The organism is Paraburkholderia tropica, assembly GCF_014171495.1.
Classification (GTDB): Bacteria; Pseudomonadota; Gammaproteobacteria; order Burkholderiales; family Burkholderiaceae; genus Paraburkholderia; species Paraburkholderia tropica.
Genome location: NZ_CP049134.1, coordinates 1,185,010 through 1,198,848, shown reverse-complemented (window position 1 = coordinate 1,198,848; position 13,839 = coordinate 1,185,010). Strand labels below are relative to the sequence as shown.

General features: G+C 64.0%; 12 protein-coding genes and 1 tRNA gene. 2 read left to right on the top strand and 11 right to left on the bottom strand.

Going from position 1 to position 13,839, the window contains the following annotated elements; all coding sequences use genetic code 11:
* Window positions 1-210 precede the first annotated feature (210 nt).
* From G5S35_RS05415 to G5S35_RS05390, 6 genes are all read right to left on the bottom strand, one after another.
* A tRNA-Val gene (locus tag G5S35_RS05415) sits at window positions 211-287 on the bottom strand.
* Between the two features lie 124 nt (window positions 288-411).
* On the bottom strand, window positions 412-2,673 hold the full coding sequence (locus G5S35_RS05410; RefSeq protein ID WP_074987824.1) for a RelA/SpoT family protein: 2,262 nt from the start codon (window positions 2,671-2,673) through the stop codon (window positions 412-414).
* Between the two features lie 121 nt (window positions 2,674-2,794).
* Window positions 2,795-3,148 (bottom strand): RidA family protein, encoded by a 354-nt coding sequence (locus G5S35_RS05405; protein ID WP_065060346.1) that lies wholly within the window; start codon window positions 3,146-3,148, stop codon window positions 2,795-2,797.
* A gap of 71 nt (window positions 3,149-3,219) precedes the next feature.
* On the bottom strand, window positions 3,220-4,113 hold the full coding sequence (locus G5S35_RS05400) for an alpha/beta fold hydrolase (protein WP_124261169.1): 894 nt from the start codon (window positions 4,111-4,113) through the stop codon (window positions 3,220-3,222).
* Window positions 4,114-4,414: 301 nt separating this feature from the next.
* The gene (locus G5S35_RS05395) at window positions 4,415-5,056 is read right to left on the bottom strand and encodes a CoA transferase subunit B (RefSeq protein ID WP_074987826.1); all 642 of its coding nucleotides are present in this window, start codon (window positions 5,054-5,056) and stop codon (window positions 4,415-4,417) included.
* Between the two features lie 15 nt (window positions 5,057-5,071).
* Complete coding sequence (locus G5S35_RS05390) at window positions 5,072-5,779, bottom strand: CoA transferase subunit A (protein WP_183038711.1); 708 nt, start codon at window positions 5,777-5,779, stop codon at window positions 5,072-5,074.
* Window positions 5,780-6,018: 239 nt separating this feature from the next.
* Here G5S35_RS05390 and G5S35_RS05385 point away from each other — a divergent pair, with 239 nt between their 5' ends.
* Entirely contained in the window at window positions 6,019-6,597 is a 579-nt protein-coding gene (locus G5S35_RS05385) for a LuxR C-terminal-related transcriptional regulator (protein ID WP_183038710.1), read from the top strand.
* A 75-nt stretch (window positions 6,598-6,672) separates the two neighbouring features.
* Here G5S35_RS05385 and G5S35_RS05380 read toward each other — a convergent pair whose 3' ends face one another.
* Window positions 6,673-7,113: an acyl-CoA thioesterase gene (locus G5S35_RS05380; protein ID WP_065060351.1), complete on the bottom strand. Its 441-nt coding sequence runs from the start codon at window positions 7,111-7,113 to the stop codon at window positions 6,673-6,675.
* 96 nt (window positions 7,114-7,209) lie between these two features.
* The gene (locus tag G5S35_RS05375) at window positions 7,210-7,989 is read right to left on the bottom strand and encodes an SDR family oxidoreductase (RefSeq protein ID WP_065060352.1); all 780 of its coding nucleotides are present in this window, start codon (window positions 7,987-7,989) and stop codon (window positions 7,210-7,212) included.
* A gap of 176 nt (window positions 7,990-8,165) precedes the next feature.
* Between G5S35_RS05375 and G5S35_RS05370 the strand changes: the two genes are divergently transcribed.
* Window positions 8,166-9,839 (top strand): electron transfer flavoprotein-ubiquinone oxidoreductase, encoded by a 1,674-nt coding sequence (locus tag G5S35_RS05370; protein WP_183038709.1) that lies wholly within the window; start codon window positions 8,166-8,168, stop codon window positions 9,837-9,839.
* A 94-nt stretch (window positions 9,840-9,933) separates the two neighbouring features.
* On the opposite strand, the gene aroC is transcribed toward G5S35_RS05370, so the two are convergent.
* The 3 genes from aroC to G5S35_RS05355 form a co-directional block, all read right to left on the bottom strand.
* The gene (gene aroC, locus G5S35_RS05365) at window positions 9,934-11,034 is read right to left on the bottom strand and encodes a chorismate synthase (protein ID WP_065065852.1); all 1,101 of its coding nucleotides are present in this window, start codon (window positions 11,032-11,034) and stop codon (window positions 9,934-9,936) included.
* Window positions 11,035-11,138: 104 nt separating this feature from the next.
* Window positions 11,139-13,136 (bottom strand): MFS transporter, encoded by a 1,998-nt coding sequence (locus G5S35_RS05360; RefSeq protein WP_065065853.1) that lies wholly within the window; start codon window positions 13,134-13,136, stop codon window positions 11,139-11,141.
* A 95-nt stretch (window positions 13,137-13,231) separates the two neighbouring features.
* Window positions 13,232-13,687 (bottom strand): CBS domain-containing protein, encoded by a 456-nt coding sequence (locus G5S35_RS05355; RefSeq protein WP_065065854.1) that lies wholly within the window; start codon window positions 13,685-13,687, stop codon window positions 13,232-13,234.
* Window positions 13,688-13,839: the final 152 nt, after the last annotated feature.

Genomic DNA, 13,839 nt, shown 5'->3' with positions numbered 1-13,839 from the left:
TCGCGGCGAAAAAAAATGCGGCCCCGCTTTCGAGGGGCCGCATTCACTTTTCAAACCAGATTGCAGGGCGAAAGAGGTCCTCGACTAGCGTCGCTCCGAAGTAGTTTCGGTAAACGTTCGCGATGTCATAACCGTATTCGCCTTGAGCGCAGAGCGCTTGTACTGCCTTGAAGCCCCGGCAACTACCACCTGCCGCAACTTCGATTTCGTTGGTAGGCTCGATTGGACTCGAACCAACGACCCCCACCATGTCAAGGTGGTGCTCTAACCAGCTGAGCTACGAGCCTGAAGAAGCAAGACTATATAACGTTTTCACGGAGCTGGCAAGGGCTTTTTTTGCGTTGCGGCATTAGCGGGCACGCTCGGGGCAATCAGTGAAAACCATTGATCAAATGCGGATCAACTCCCCGATCAACTCCGCCGCGACGCCCGCACCACACCGGCCACCTCGCCCAGCACCACGCAGGCGCGCTGGATCTGCGCCGAATTCGACACCTCGACCGTGAACTGCATATACGCCGCGTTACGACGCGACTGCGTCTTCACGCCGATCACGTTCATCTTCTCGCGCGCGAACACTTCGGAGATGTCGCGCAGCAAGCCTTGCCGGTCGGTGGCCTCGATCGAGATGTCGACCGGATAGACCGACTGGCCGCGCCCGCCCATCACGTCGGCGGACCACGTGGTTTGCAGCACGCGCTCGGGCGCACGGCGCGCCATGCGGATGAACGTCGGGCAGTCGCTGCGGTGAATCGACATGCCCTTGCCGCGCGTGACGAAACCGCTGATTTCGTCGGGCGGCGCGGGACGGCAGCAGCGCGCGAGCTGCGTGAGCAGCGCATCCACGCCCACGACCAGCACGCCCGACGATCCGCCGTGCGCGACGTTCGCGCCGCTTGCGCGCTTGGTGAGCTGTTCGGGCGTTTCCTCTTCGGGCTCCGCGACCGGCGCGTCGCTCAGCGCATGCTCGACGTGGCGCAGGCTGAACTCTTCCTTGCCGACCACGCTGAAGAATTCGTCGGTCGACTTGAAGCCGAGCTTCGCGGCGAGCTGGTCCAGATTGACCGACGTGCGCCCTTCGCGCTGCAGCGTTTTTTCGACCATCGCGCGGCCATTCGCGATGTTTTCCTGCGCCTCGATCGCGTTGAACCACGCGCGCACCTTCTGGCGCGCGCGGTTGCTGTGCAGATAGCCAAGTTGAGGATTGAGCCAGTCGCGCGACGGGCCGCCCTCCTTCACCGACACGATCTCGACGGTCTGGCCGTTCTGCAACTGCGTGTTGAGCGGCACCATCGCGCCGTCGACGCGCGCGCCGCGGCAGCGATGGCCCAGCTCGCTATGCAGGTGATACGCGAAGTCGAGCGGCGTGGCGCCTTGCGGCAGCGCGATCACGCGCGCCTGAGGCGTCATCACGTAGATGTGATCGTCGTCGAGCGTGGCCTGACGCAGTTCTTCCCACGGCTGGCGATCGTCGGAGACGTCGTCCTTCCAGGCGAGCAACTGACGCAGCCAGGCGATCTTCTCGTCGTAGCTGCTGCTCGCGCTGAACTGGCCGCCGTAGCCCTTCGTGCCCGCTTCCTTGTAGCGCCAGTGCGCGGCCACGCCGTATTCCGCGAACTGATGCATTTCCTGGGTGCGGATCTGCACTTCGAAGGCGCGCCCGTCGTCGCCGACCACAACCGTATGCAGCGAGCGATACCCATTAGGCTTGGGACGCGAGATGTAGTCGTCAAACTCGCGCGGCACCGGCTGCCAGAGGTTGTGCACGATGCCCAGCACCGTGTAGCAATCCTTGATGTCGCGCACGATCACACGGAAAGCGCGCACATCGTAAAGCTCGGAGAAGTCGATCTCCTTGCCACGCATCTTCTTCCAGATGCTGTAGATGTGCTTGGGCCGCCCGCTCACCTCGGCGTCGATATGCGCGGCGGCCAGTTCGTGTTCCAGCCGGGCGATCGCCTCGGACACATAGCTTTCGCGCTCGACGCGCTTCTCGTCGAGCAGCTTCGCAATGCGCTTGTACGTGACCGGCTCCTTGAAGCGGAACGCGAGGTCTTCGAGTTCCCACTTGAGTTGCCAGATGCCGAGGCGGTTGGCGAGCGGCGCGTAGATCTCGAGCGTTTCGTGCGACACCTCGGGCGCGGGCTGGATCTTCGCCGCCGCGTAGTAGCGCAGCGACTGCAGCCGCGACGCGAGACGGATCAGCACCACGCGGATGTCCTGCGCGAACGCCAGCAGCATCTTGCGCAACGACTCGACCTGCGCGCGCCGCGCGGCCTGCGCGTCGCGGCTTTCGCGGCCCGACTCGGGCGCGGCATTCTGCGCGGCCGCACGCTGACTCACCGAGCCCAGACGCAGGAGCTTGCGCACATCGAAAGTCAACTTGGCGACTTCGGCGCCGAAGCGCGCTTCGAGCGTGCGTTCCGGGTCGTCGAGATGCGGCGCGAGGTTGAAGAGCGCCGCAGCCAGCACCGCCGGCGGATCGACGTTCAAGCGGCTGAGGATCGACGCCGTCCCCTGCGCGTGCTCGATCAGGGGTTCGCCCGTCGAGAGGCGCGCGTCGCCCGCGTGCTCGCGCACGAACGCGAGCGCGTCGTCGAGCGACGGCAGCGCGGCTTGCGCCGCAGAGCCGGCTGGATCGGCGGGGACAGTAGGGATGGTGTCGCTGCTCATGAGGCTGGGCCCGCCGGCGTACCGAACGGGCTTATGACTACGGTAATACGGTCAATCGGACGATACGAAACGCGAGGAATCACCTGGCGAAGCGATCTTCGAAGCGATGATCGCGGCGCACTCAGTCGCGCTGCGCGGCCACCACGACGATTTCAATCAGGCATTCCGGATTGGCGAGCTTCGCTTCGACCGTCGCGCGCGGCGGCGTGGCACCCTGCGGAACCCACTTGTCCCACTCGGCGTTCATGCCCGCGAAATCCTTCATGTCGGCGATATAGATCTGCACCGACAGCAACAGCGTCTTGTCGCTGTTCGCTTCGCCCAGCAGGCGGTCGATATGGCCCAGCACTTCGCGCGTCTGGCCAGCGATGTCCTGCTTCGTGTCCTCGGCGATCTGACCCGCGAGATAGACCGTACCGTTGTAAACAGCGGTTTCCGAAAGGCGCGGACCCACGTGGTGACGAATGACTGCCATGTAAATTCCTGTTGAAGTTGAACGTGCCGGGCGCGCCGGATCGGCTCCGGGCGGCGCACGGCTATCTCATATTATGACGCGCTGACCGGCTCCCCGGCGAAGAAACGGCGCGCGATGCCGATCTGGTCGGGCGAGAGGAAGGCCGGCGCATGGCCGACACCCGCGATTTCGACGCTCTCGACGTGCTGACCCTTTTCGACCATTTTCGCGACCGTTTCGCGCGACAGCAGATCGGACAGTTCACCGCGCACGCTCAGTACCGGCCCCTTGAACGCTGCCAGCGAGCGCCACAGGAACTGCTCGCCCTGCTCGTTCTGCTCGGGCGTCACGCCCTTGAACGCCTCGGAAATGCGCGGGTCGTAGCGATAGCGCCATCCACCGTCCACTTCGTGCAACAGCGGCGTGTTGATCTCGCGCCACTCCTCGGCCGTGAGCGGTCCGAACGACGACGCCAGCAGCGCGGCGTTGTCGATCCCTTCCTGCAGCGTTGCGAAGCGCGAGTCGCGCCCGACATACTCGCCGATGCGCTCGAGCGACGCCGGTTCGATATGCGGGCCGATGTCGTTCAGCAGCAGGCGCCCGATGGGCGCGTCGGGCAGGCCTGCGAGCGCCATCCCGATGAGACCGCCCATCGACGTGCCGAACCAGTCGACCTGTTCCACGCCCGTGCGCGCGATCAGCGTCACCATGTCGGCCACATACTGCGCGACGCCATAGCCGCGCGGATCGACGAGCCACGACGACAACCCGCGCCCCACCACGTCCGGACACACGACGCGATACGTACCGCATAGCGCCGCCGCGAGACGATCGAAATCGCGGCTGGAACGCGTGAGGCCGTGCACGCACACAAGCACGCGCGGATTCGCTGGATCGCCCCACTCGGTGTACGCGACGCGGTGCAGCCCCGAGGGGCTGAGGCACTGAACGTACTGCTGACGTGGCACGGCTGACGATTCGGTCATCGCTGGGTCCTCGCTGGAAGTGCCCGAAGGCTCAGGACGAATTCTAAACGGCTTTGCCAGGCGGCATGGACGGCCGCGACGAGCCGCACCCCGGCGTGCTGCCTCCACGCGCCCGGACGGATGCTCCGTCCGACGGTGTGTCGCCGGCCTGACGCGCATGCCGAACGGCCTATGCCATCCGGACGAGGTTTCAGGCACGCGCAAAAGCGCAAGAATGGAATCGTCCAAAACGAAAACGGGCGAGACCGAAGTCCCGCCCGCCACCGTCATGCAAAGTTCCGCTGAGAAAACCGCGCCGCGATCAACCCACCGCGCTCACGTCGAGCGGCGCGCCGGTCTTGGTCTTGATCTCGTCCACCGTCACGCCCGGGGCGAGTTCCGTCACCTTCAGGCCGGCGTCGGTCACCTCGATCACGCCGAGGTCGGTAATGATGATGTCGACCACGCCCACACCCGTGAGCGGCAACGTGCATTTGTCCAGAATCTTGTGCTGGTCGCCCTTGGCCACGTGCTCCATCAGCACGACCACGCGCTTGACGCCCGCCACGAGGTCCATTGCGCCGCCCATGCCCTTGATCATCTTGCCGGGGATCATCCAGTTGGCCAGGTCGCCCTTCTCGCTCACCTGCATCGCGCCGAGGATCGCGAGATTGATGTGGCCGCCGCGAATCATCGCGAACGAGTCCGCCGACGAGAAAATCGACGACCCGGGCAGCGTCGTGACCGTCTGCTTGCCCGCGTTGATCATGTCGGCGTCCACCTGTTCTTCGGTCGGGAACGGGCCGATGCCGAGCAGGCCGTTTTCCGATTGCAACCACACTTCCACGCCTTCCGGCACGTGATTGGCCACGAGCGTCGGCAGGCCGATGCCGAGGTTCACGTAGAAGCCGTCCTGCAGTTCCTTCGCCGCGCGCGCGGCCATTTCGTCACGATTCCATGCCATGATCCGTCTCCCTCCTCAGGCGCTCGCCGCGGCGCGCACGGTGCGTTGTTCGATGCGTTTTTCGGGGCTCGCGTTGAGCACGAGGCGCTGCACGAAAATGCCCGGCGTGTGGATCGCGTCCGGATCGAGTTCGCCGTTCTCGACGATCTCTTCCACTTCCACGACCGTGATCTTGCCCGCCATCGCGCACATCGGGTTGAAGTTGCGCGCCGTGCGGCGATAAATGAGGTTGCCCGACTTGTCGGCCTTCCAGGCCTTCACAAGCGCGACGTCCGCCGTCAGCGAATGTTCGAGCACGTAGTGGTTCTCGCCGAACTGGCGCGTTTCCTTGCCCTCGGCGATCAGCGTGCCGTAGCCCGTGTTCGTGAAGAAAGCCGGGATGCCCGCGCCGCCCGCGCGCAACTTTTCGGCCAGCGTGCCCTGCGGCGTGAATTCGAGTTCGAGTTCGCCCGACAGATACTGGCGCTCGAATTCCTTGTTCTCGCCCACGTACGACGAGATCATCTTCTTGATCTGGCGCGTTTCCAGCAGCAGACCCAGGCCGAAGCCGTCCACGCCCGCATTGTTGCTGATGCAGGTGATGCCCTTCACGCCCGAATCGCGCAGCGCGCCGATCAGCGCCTCGGGAATGCCGCACAGCCCGAAGCCGCCGACCGCAAACGTCTGGCCGTCCTTGACGATGCCTTCGAGCGCGGCAGTCGCGCTTCCATAGACCTTGTTCATCAGTGTGTCCCTTCCTCGAATGGAAATTCGTCGCTACGTTTTGCGTTGTTTCTGTTCGTTCTGCCCGGCACGCGGGCGCAATGCGCGCCCGGATGCCCCATTCTAGTCATCCGCGAGTGGCGTTGCCGTGAATCCGACAGCCTTGCCACCCGGCCCTCCGATGGTTGTGAAGCGTACGCTGGGCGGGCGTTGCGGCACAATACGCAAAACTACATAAAGCCATTCCCGTATCGCACGCCATGCCCGAACCTGCCACGTCCCCCTCCGCAGCCCCCGCCGCGATCGATTACCGGACCGCGTTTCACCTCGCGCCCATCGGGCTCGTGCTCGCGCGCGAGCGCATCATCGAAGACTGCAACGAGGCGCTTTGCGCGATCTTTCGCTGTCCGCGCGAGGCGCTCGTCGGCCAGTCGTTCCTGGTGCTGTATCCGTCGGCGGACGAGTTCGAGCGCATCGGCGAGCGCATCCCGCCCATCATGACCGCGCAAGGCAGCTATGCCGACGACCGCATCATGAAACGCGCCAATGGCGAACTGTTCTGGTGCCACGTCACGGGCCGCTCGCTCGACCGGCAGGCGCCGCACGCGGCCGGCGTCTGGACATTCGAGGATTTGAGCGCCACGCGCCGTGTCGCCGTCGAGCTTACGCCGCGCGAGCGCGAAATCGCGGCGCAACTGGTCACGGGCAAGACGAGCAAGCAGATCGGGAGAATTCTCGACATCAGCTCGCGCACGGTGGATGTTTATCGCGCGCGGCTGATGCGCAAGTACGACACCGGCAACGCCACGGAACTGCTGCAGCGGCTGCTCGGGCATTGAGCGGAGGGGGCAGCGGAGAAACGGCGGCGGACGCAGGAGACGCGCCCGCGCGGCGGAGCGTATCAACGCAACGCGTCAGCGCGCCTTGACGAGCGGCGCGTTCTCGATGGTGGCACGCAGATGGTCGGGAATCGGCACCGACTTGCCCGCTTCGTAGTCGATCCACACGCAGCGCGCGTTGCCGCGCGCGTAGAGCGTGTCGGGCTCGTCCACGCGGCGCAGTTCGAAACCGGTGTCGAAGCTGCTGCGTCCTGGCTGGCCCACGGTCATCGTGCAGACAATGTCGCCGGGATAGTGGAGCTGCTTCAGGAATTCCATCGAGGCGTTGACGATGACCGGCCCCTGACGGTTGCCGCCCTCGCGGCTCTCGCCGGCAACGCCGAGCTGTTCGAACCAGGAAATCCGCACCTGTTCCATGTAGCGGAAGTAGACCGTGTTGTTCACATGGCCGAAAGCATCCATGTCGCCCCAACGGATCGGCATGGTCATTTCAAATACGGGGTGGTAATCGCTCATTGCACTTCGACTTCGGGTTACGCAAAAACGCGAGTGTACGATCCGCGACGCATCAGCGCAGCGACATCGCCACCCGCGCGGAAAATGGGAAAGCGCTCAGGTCAGGCCGAAGCCGTCGTCGGCGGTAATGATCGAGCCGTTCATGAACGCGGACTCGTCGGCTGCGAGCAGCAGCAGCAAGCCGTCGAGGTCGGCGGGCGTGCCCACGCGATGGCGCGGCAGCATCGAAATCAACTTTTGCCCCTGCTCCGTCGACCAGTGGTGATGGTTGATTTCGGTGTCGATATAACCGGGACAGATCGCATTGACGTTGATGCCGTGGCGACCCCATTCGAGCGCCATCGCCTTCGTCATGTGCACGACGGCGGCCTTGCTGATGGAATACAGGCCGATTTGCGGCAGCACGCTCAGCCCCGCCACCGAAGCAATGTTGATGATGCGGTACGCCGGTTTCGAACCGCCGCCGTTGCCGCGCATGATCATGCGTTTGGCGACTTCCTGCGCCACGAAGAAGGCGCCGCGCGTGTTGGTGTCGAACACGTACTCGAAATCGGCGGGCGTGACGTCGACGAGCTTTTGCGTGGTGGAAACGCCCGAGTTGTTGACGAGGATGTCGATGGTTCCGGCTTCGGTTTCCGCGTGCGCGACCGCCGATCGAATGCTCTGGTAGTCCGTCACATCGAGCGAAACCACATGGGCGGCACCGCCGTCGGCTTCGATTTCCGCGCGCAGTTCCTTGAGCCGCTCCACCCTGCGGCTCGCCAGCACGACTTTCGCCCCTGCCTGCGAGAGCACCTGCGCGAAGCGCTTGCCGAGTCCGCTCGACGCGCCGGTGATCATCGCCACCTTGCCTTCCAGATTGATCGAACGGCCCATTTTCGCTTCCTGTTCAGGGGTGAATAAGTGCCGGAATGCCGCTGCGGCAGCGAGCCGGGCATTCTGGCATAAAATAGAACGGTCGTGCTAATGTAGGCTGATTGGGTTGCGGCTCGCGGAGCGTTCCCCGACAATACGAACCCGAAAAAAGCATTCTAATGGCAAGAGGAGCTTTAATGACCCCCGCAAGTCTTTTGGAGCAATACGGCCCACGCGAGTCGATGGAATACGACGTCGTGGTCGTCGGCGGCGGCCCGGCCGGGCTGTCCGCGGCCATCCGCCTGAAGCAGCTCGCAGCGGAAAAAGGCGTCGAAATCGGCGTATGCGTCCTGGAAAAAGGCTCGGAAATCGGGGCGCATATCCTCTCGGGCGCGGTCATGGATCCGCGCGCAATCGACGAACTCTTTCCCGACTGGAAAGCCCAGGGCGCGCCGCTGAACGTGCCCGTGACCGAGGACAAGTTCCTTTTTCTTTCCGAAACCGGGGCTAAGGCTGTGCCGAACTGGGCGCTGCCGGACAACTTCAAGAATCACGGCAATTACGTCATCAGCCTCGCGAACGTGACGCGCTGGCTGGGTCAGCAGGCCGAGGCGCTGGGCGTCGAGATTTTCCCGGGTTTCCCGGCCGCCGAAGTGCTCTACAACGAGGACGGTTCGGTCAAGGGCGTCGCGACGGGCAACATGGGCATCGGCAAGGATGGCGAGCCCACCGAGAATTTCCAGCTCGGCATGGAACTGCACGCGAAATACACGCTGTTTTGCGAAGGCGCGCGCGGGCATCTGGGCCGTCAACTGAACGAGAAACTCAAGCTGGGCAAGGACGCCGATCCGCAGGTCTACGGCATCGGCATCAAGGAACTGTGGGAAATCGATCCCGCGAAGCATCAGCCGGGTCTCGTGATTCACACCGCCGGCTGGCCGCTCGAAAACGATACGTACGGCGGCTCGTTCCTCTATCACATCGACAACAACCAGGTGATGGTGGGTTTCGTCGTCGGCCTCGCTTATACGAATCCGTATCTGTCGCCGTTCGAGGAATTCCAGCGTTACAAGACGCATCCGGCGATCCGCAAATATCTCGAAGGCGGCAAGCGTGTTTCGTATGGCGCGCGCGCCATGACCGCAGGCGGTTTGATGTCGCTGCCGAAGCTCGTGTTTCCGGGCGGCGCGCTCGTCGGCGACGACGCGGGCTTTTTGAACGCGGCGCGCATCAAGGGCAGTCACGCGGCGATCAAGACCGGCATGCTCGCGGCGGAAGCGGCGTTCGACGCGGTGCAGGCCGGTCGCACGAGCGATGAACTGACGGCGTATCCGGAAGCGTTCAAGCAGTCGTGGCTCTACACGGAACTGTACAAGGCGCGCAATTTCAAGCAGTGGATGAGCAAGGGCCTCTACCTCGGCACGCTGATGGTCGGGCTCGAGCAGAAGCTGATGGGCGGCAATGTGCCGTGGACGCTGCATCATCAGCATCGCGACAACGAGATGCTGCGTCCGGCGTCGCAGTGCAAGCCGATCGAGTATCCGAAACCGGATGGCAAGCTCACGTTCGATCGTCTTTCTTCTGTGTTTATTTCGAACACGAATCACGAAGAGAATCAGCCCGCGCATCTGACGCTCAAAGATGCGAAGGTGCCGGTCGATGTGAATCTGCGCACGTATGCGGGTCCGGAAGCGCGCTTCTGTCCGGCGGCGGTCTACGAGTTCGTGAAGAACGACGACGGCAGCGACCGTCTGCAGATCAACGCGCAGAACTGCGTGCACTGCAAGACCTGCGATATCAAGGACCCGACGCAGAACATCGTCTGGGTCACGCCGGAAGGTGGCGGCGGGCCGAATTATCCGAATATGTAAGCCCGATCACAGGCATAAAAAAACCGCTCCTCGGAGCGGTTTTTTTTATTGCGGCGCCGAAAGCACCCGGCGCACTGCATGCGCACGCAACGAATCACTCGTCGCTGGCCGCGATCTTCGGCGTCGTCACCACGACGTCGCCGTTCTGGGCGCGATGACGCATCGCGTGGTCGATCAGCACGAGCGCGAGCATGGCTTCGGCGATCGGCGTCGCGCGAATGCCCACGCACGGATCGTGGCGGCCGAAGGTTTCGACGACCGCGGGCTCGCCGGCTTTGTCGATCGAACGGCGCGGCGTGCGGATGCTCGACGTCGGCTTGATGGCGATCGACACGGTGATGTCCTGGCCGGTCGAAATGCCGCCGAGCACGCCGCCCGCGTGATTGCCGTGGAAACCGTTCGGCGTGAGTTCGTCGCCGTGCGTCGAGCCGCGTTGCGCGACGCTCGCGAAGCCCGCGCCGATCTCCACGCCCTTCACCGCGTTGATGCCCATCATGGCGTGCGCGATGTCGGCGTCGAGGCGGTCGAACAGCGGTTCGCCCCAGCCCACCGGCACGCCGCTCGCCACCACGTTGATGCGCGCGCCGATCGAGTCGCCGTCCTTGCGCAGCGCGTCCATGTAGTCCTCAAGCTGCGGCACGACGTCGGCGTTCGGCGCGAAGAACGGATTCTCGTGCACATGCTGCCAGTCGACGAACGGCACCGCGATCTCGCCGAGCGCGCTCATGTAGCCGCGCACTTCCACGCCGAATCGCTCGCGCAGCCACTTCTTCGCGACCGCGCCCGCCGCGACCGTCGGCGCCGTCAGACGCGCCGACGAACGGCCGCCGCCGCGATAGTCGCGAATGCCGTACTTCTGCCAGTAGGTGTAGTCGGCGTGGCCCGGCCGGAAGGTCTCGACGATATTGCCGTAGTCCTTGCTGCGCTGGTCCGTGTTGCGGATCAGCAGCGCGATGGGCGTGCCCGTCGTGCGGCCTTCGAACACGCCGGAGAGAATTTCGACCTGATCGGCTTCCTGGCGCTGCGTGACGTGACGCGACGTGCCGGGACGGCGGCGGTCCAGATCGATCTGGATGTCGGCTTCGGTGAGCGCCATGCCGGGCGGGCAGCCGTCAATGACGCAGCCGATGGCCGGGCCGTGGGATTCGCCGAAGGTGGTGACGGTGAAAAGCGTACCGAGCGTGTTGCCGGACATGGCGGTCGTCCAAAGTGAATCGGGGAATCCGACATTATGCCAGTCCGCGCGGCGGGCCGCCCGGCTTGCCTCGCCCCACGCGCACACGCCGCGCGCACAACCCGCTAGCGGCGCGCGCCGCGCAACTCCGCCACGATCTCCTGCAAACCGTCGACAGTCACGTCGGCGGGCGCGATCGGCTCGCCCACCGCCAGCGTGAGCCGGCTCGTCAGCCCGCGCCGTACCGGCCGCTCCTGGCCCGACGCCGCATGCCGCGAAAACGCGCTGCCCCACAGGCCGCGCAGCGCCATCGGCACCACGGGCGCGGGTGTGCGCTTGAGGATTTCCGTCACACCGTGGCGGAACGGATTCATGTCGCCGGTTTTCGTCAGCTTGCCTTCGGGGAAAATGCAGACCAGATCGCCCTCGGCGAGCGCCTGAGCGCAGGTGTCGTACGCTTTCGCAAGCAGCGTCGCGTCTTCGTGCGCCGGCGCGATCGGAATTGCCCTCGCGTGACGGAACAGCCAACCGAGCAGCGGCGAACGGAAAATCCGGTGATCCATCACGAAACGGATCGGACGCGGACTTTCGGCCATGATCACGACCGCATCGACATAGCTCACGTGATTGCAGACCAGTACCGCCGGACCTTCTGCGGGAATACGCTCCGCATGCACGAGGCGCACGCGATAGATCGTGTGCACGAGCACCCACGCGACAAAACGCAGCAGAAACTCGGGCACCAGCCCGTAGATGTATGCGGCGACGACGATATTGAGCAGCGCCGTCGTCAGAAAAATGCCCGGAATGCCGACGCCCGCTGCCGTGAGCCCCATCGCCATCAGCGCCGAAACGATCATGAACAGCGAGTTCAGGATGTTGTTCGCGGCGATGATGCGTGCGCGGTGGCTCGGTTCGCTGCGGCTCTGGATCAGCGCGTAGAGCGGCACGCTATAGAAACCGCCGAACATGGCGAGCAGGAACAGGTCCGCGAGCACGCGCCAGTGCGCGGGCAGACTGAGGAATTCGCCGACCGACAGCAAATGCGGCGCGGCGGGCAGCGCGTGACTCGCAAAGAACAGGTCGATGCCGAACACGCTCATGCCGATCGAGCCGAGCGGCACGAGCCCGATCTCGATGCGTCGCCGCGACAGCTTTTCGCACAGCAGCGAGCCGAAACCGATCCCCAGCGAGAACATCGCGAGCAGCACGGTGACGACATCGGCATCGGCGAACAGCACGTCCTTCGCGAAATTGAAGAACGACGCCAGAAAGGTCGCGCCCACGAACCACAGCCACGAAATGCCGAGCAGGCTCAGGAAAACCGTGCGATTGCCGTGCGCGAGCCGCAGATTGCGCCAGGTTTCCGAGAACGGATTCCAGTTGATACGCAGCCCGGGCTGCGACGGCGCGCACGGCGGCACGAACGACGAGGCCACGCGCCCGATCAGCGCAATCGCGATGCACATGCCGCCCAGCCACCAGGCGCCCGCGGGCGTGGCGCTCTGCATGGCGGCTTGCGTAACCGTGACGGCGGCGCGAGGCGCATCGCTCGCGCCGATGCCCGCGGCAATTCCGCCCATGATCGTACCGATCAGAATCGCCACGAACGTGCCCATTTCGACGAGCCCATTGCCGCCAACGAGTTCGTCGTCGCCCAGATTCTGCGGCAGATACGCGTACTTGACCGGCCCGAACACGGTCGAATGCACGCCCATCAGAAACGTGCAGACATACAGCAGCGGCGCGCTGTGCATCCAGAAACCCGCCGCGCCGACCAGCATCACCGCGATCTCGAAAGTCTTGACCCAGCGCGTGAGCACGGCCTTGTCGTACTTGTCGGCGATCTGGCCCGATGTCGCGGAAAACAGCACGAACGGCACGATGAAAATCGCCGAAATCAGGAACGCGACGGTCTTCGGATCGACGCCGGAAAAGCGCGCCGCCTGATACGTGACGAGCGACGTGAAGCCGATCTTGAACACGTTGTCGTTCATCGCGCCGAGGAATTGCGTCCAGAAAAACGGTGCGAAACGGCGCTGGCGCAGCAGCGCGAACTGCGAAGCGTGGGCGGTCGCCGCGCGGTCGGTGGTTTCCGTCGCAGGCAAGGAACGTTCGTTCATTGAGTGGGATTTATGCTGTCAGAGTCGAGCGCCAGACGTGAAAAAGCGCGCTTGACGCGCGCTTTTTGATGCTGGTTCGGACGGGCTCGCGCGTTTCAACGCGCCGGCTGACGTTCCTCTTCCGGCCAGTCGCGAATATAGGCCTTGAGCAGCTTGTTTTCGAAGCCTTGGGCCTCGACCACCGCCTTCGCCACGTCGTAGAACGAAATCACGCCCATCAGCGAACGGCTTTCCATGACCGGCAGGTAACGCACGTGATGCTCGAGCATCATGCGGCGCACTTCGTCCACTTCGGTTTCAGGCGTGCAGGTAATGGGATGGTCGTCCATGACCTTGCGGATCGTGCTGGTGCCGACGCTGCCGCCATTCGTACGCAGCGTCATGATGATCTCGCGGAACGTGAGCATGCCGACCAGATCGCCGTACTCCATGACGACGAGCGAGCCGATGTCGTGTTCGGCCATGGTGTTCACTGCTTCGTGCAGCGACGTGTCGGGCGTGACGGTGTAGAGCGTATTGCCCTTGACCTTGAGAATATCGCTCACACGCATGATGTGTCTCCTGTGCGGGCCCGGGCGCGTCCGACTCGGGTCCCTGGCAAAAAGGTCGACGGAAAAACCGTCAAATCGTGGGGGAGATGCTGAAAAGATACCTACCTGTTTTCGATCCTAGCGGAAAGGGAGGCAAAAGAAAAGTCGCGGGA

What these genes read in the sequence shown, in the direction of transcription:
- G5S35_RS05410 (WP_074987824.1), bottom strand. Translation starts at nt 2,673, where the DNA reads ATGAGCAGCGACACCATCCCTACTGTCCCCGCCGATCCAGCCGGCTCT.
- G5S35_RS05405 (WP_065060346.1), bottom strand. Translation starts at nt 3,148, where the DNA reads ATGGCAGTCATTCGTCACCACGTGGGTCCGCGCCTTTCGGAAACCGCT.
- G5S35_RS05400 (WP_124261169.1), bottom strand. Translation starts at nt 4,113, where the DNA reads ATGACCGAATCGTCAGCCGTGCCACGTCAGCAGTACGTTCAGTGCCTC.
- G5S35_RS05395 (WP_074987826.1), bottom strand. Translation starts at nt 5,056, where the DNA reads ATGGCATGGAATCGTGACGAAATGGCCGCGCGCGCGGCGAAGGAACTG.
- G5S35_RS05390 (WP_183038711.1), bottom strand. Translation starts at nt 5,779, where the DNA reads ATGAACAAGGTCTATGGAAGCGCGACTGCCGCGCTCGAAGGCATCGTC.
- G5S35_RS05385 (WP_183038710.1), top strand. Translation starts at nt 6,019, where the DNA reads ATGCCCGAACCTGCCACGTCCCCCTCCGCAGCCCCCGCCGCGATCGAT.
- G5S35_RS05380 (WP_065060351.1), bottom strand. Translation starts at nt 7,113, where the DNA reads ATGAGCGATTACCACCCCGTATTTGAAATGACCATGCCGATCCGTTGG.
- G5S35_RS05375 (WP_065060352.1), bottom strand. Translation starts at nt 7,989, where the DNA reads ATGGGCCGTTCGATCAATCTGGAAGGCAAGGTGGCGATGATCACCGGC.
- G5S35_RS05370 (WP_183038709.1), top strand. Translation starts at nt 8,166, where the DNA reads ATGACCCCCGCAAGTCTTTTGGAGCAATACGGCCCACGCGAGTCGATG.
- aroC (WP_065065852.1), bottom strand. Translation starts at nt 11,034, where the DNA reads ATGTCCGGCAACACGCTCGGTACGCTTTTCACCGTCACCACCTTCGGC.
- G5S35_RS05360 (WP_065065853.1), bottom strand. Translation starts at nt 13,136, where the DNA reads ATGAACGAACGTTCCTTGCCTGCGACGGAAACCACCGACCGCGCGGCG.
- G5S35_RS05355 (WP_065065854.1), bottom strand. Translation starts at nt 13,687, where the DNA reads ATGCGTGTGAGCGATATTCTCAAGGTCAAGGGCAATACGCTCTACACC.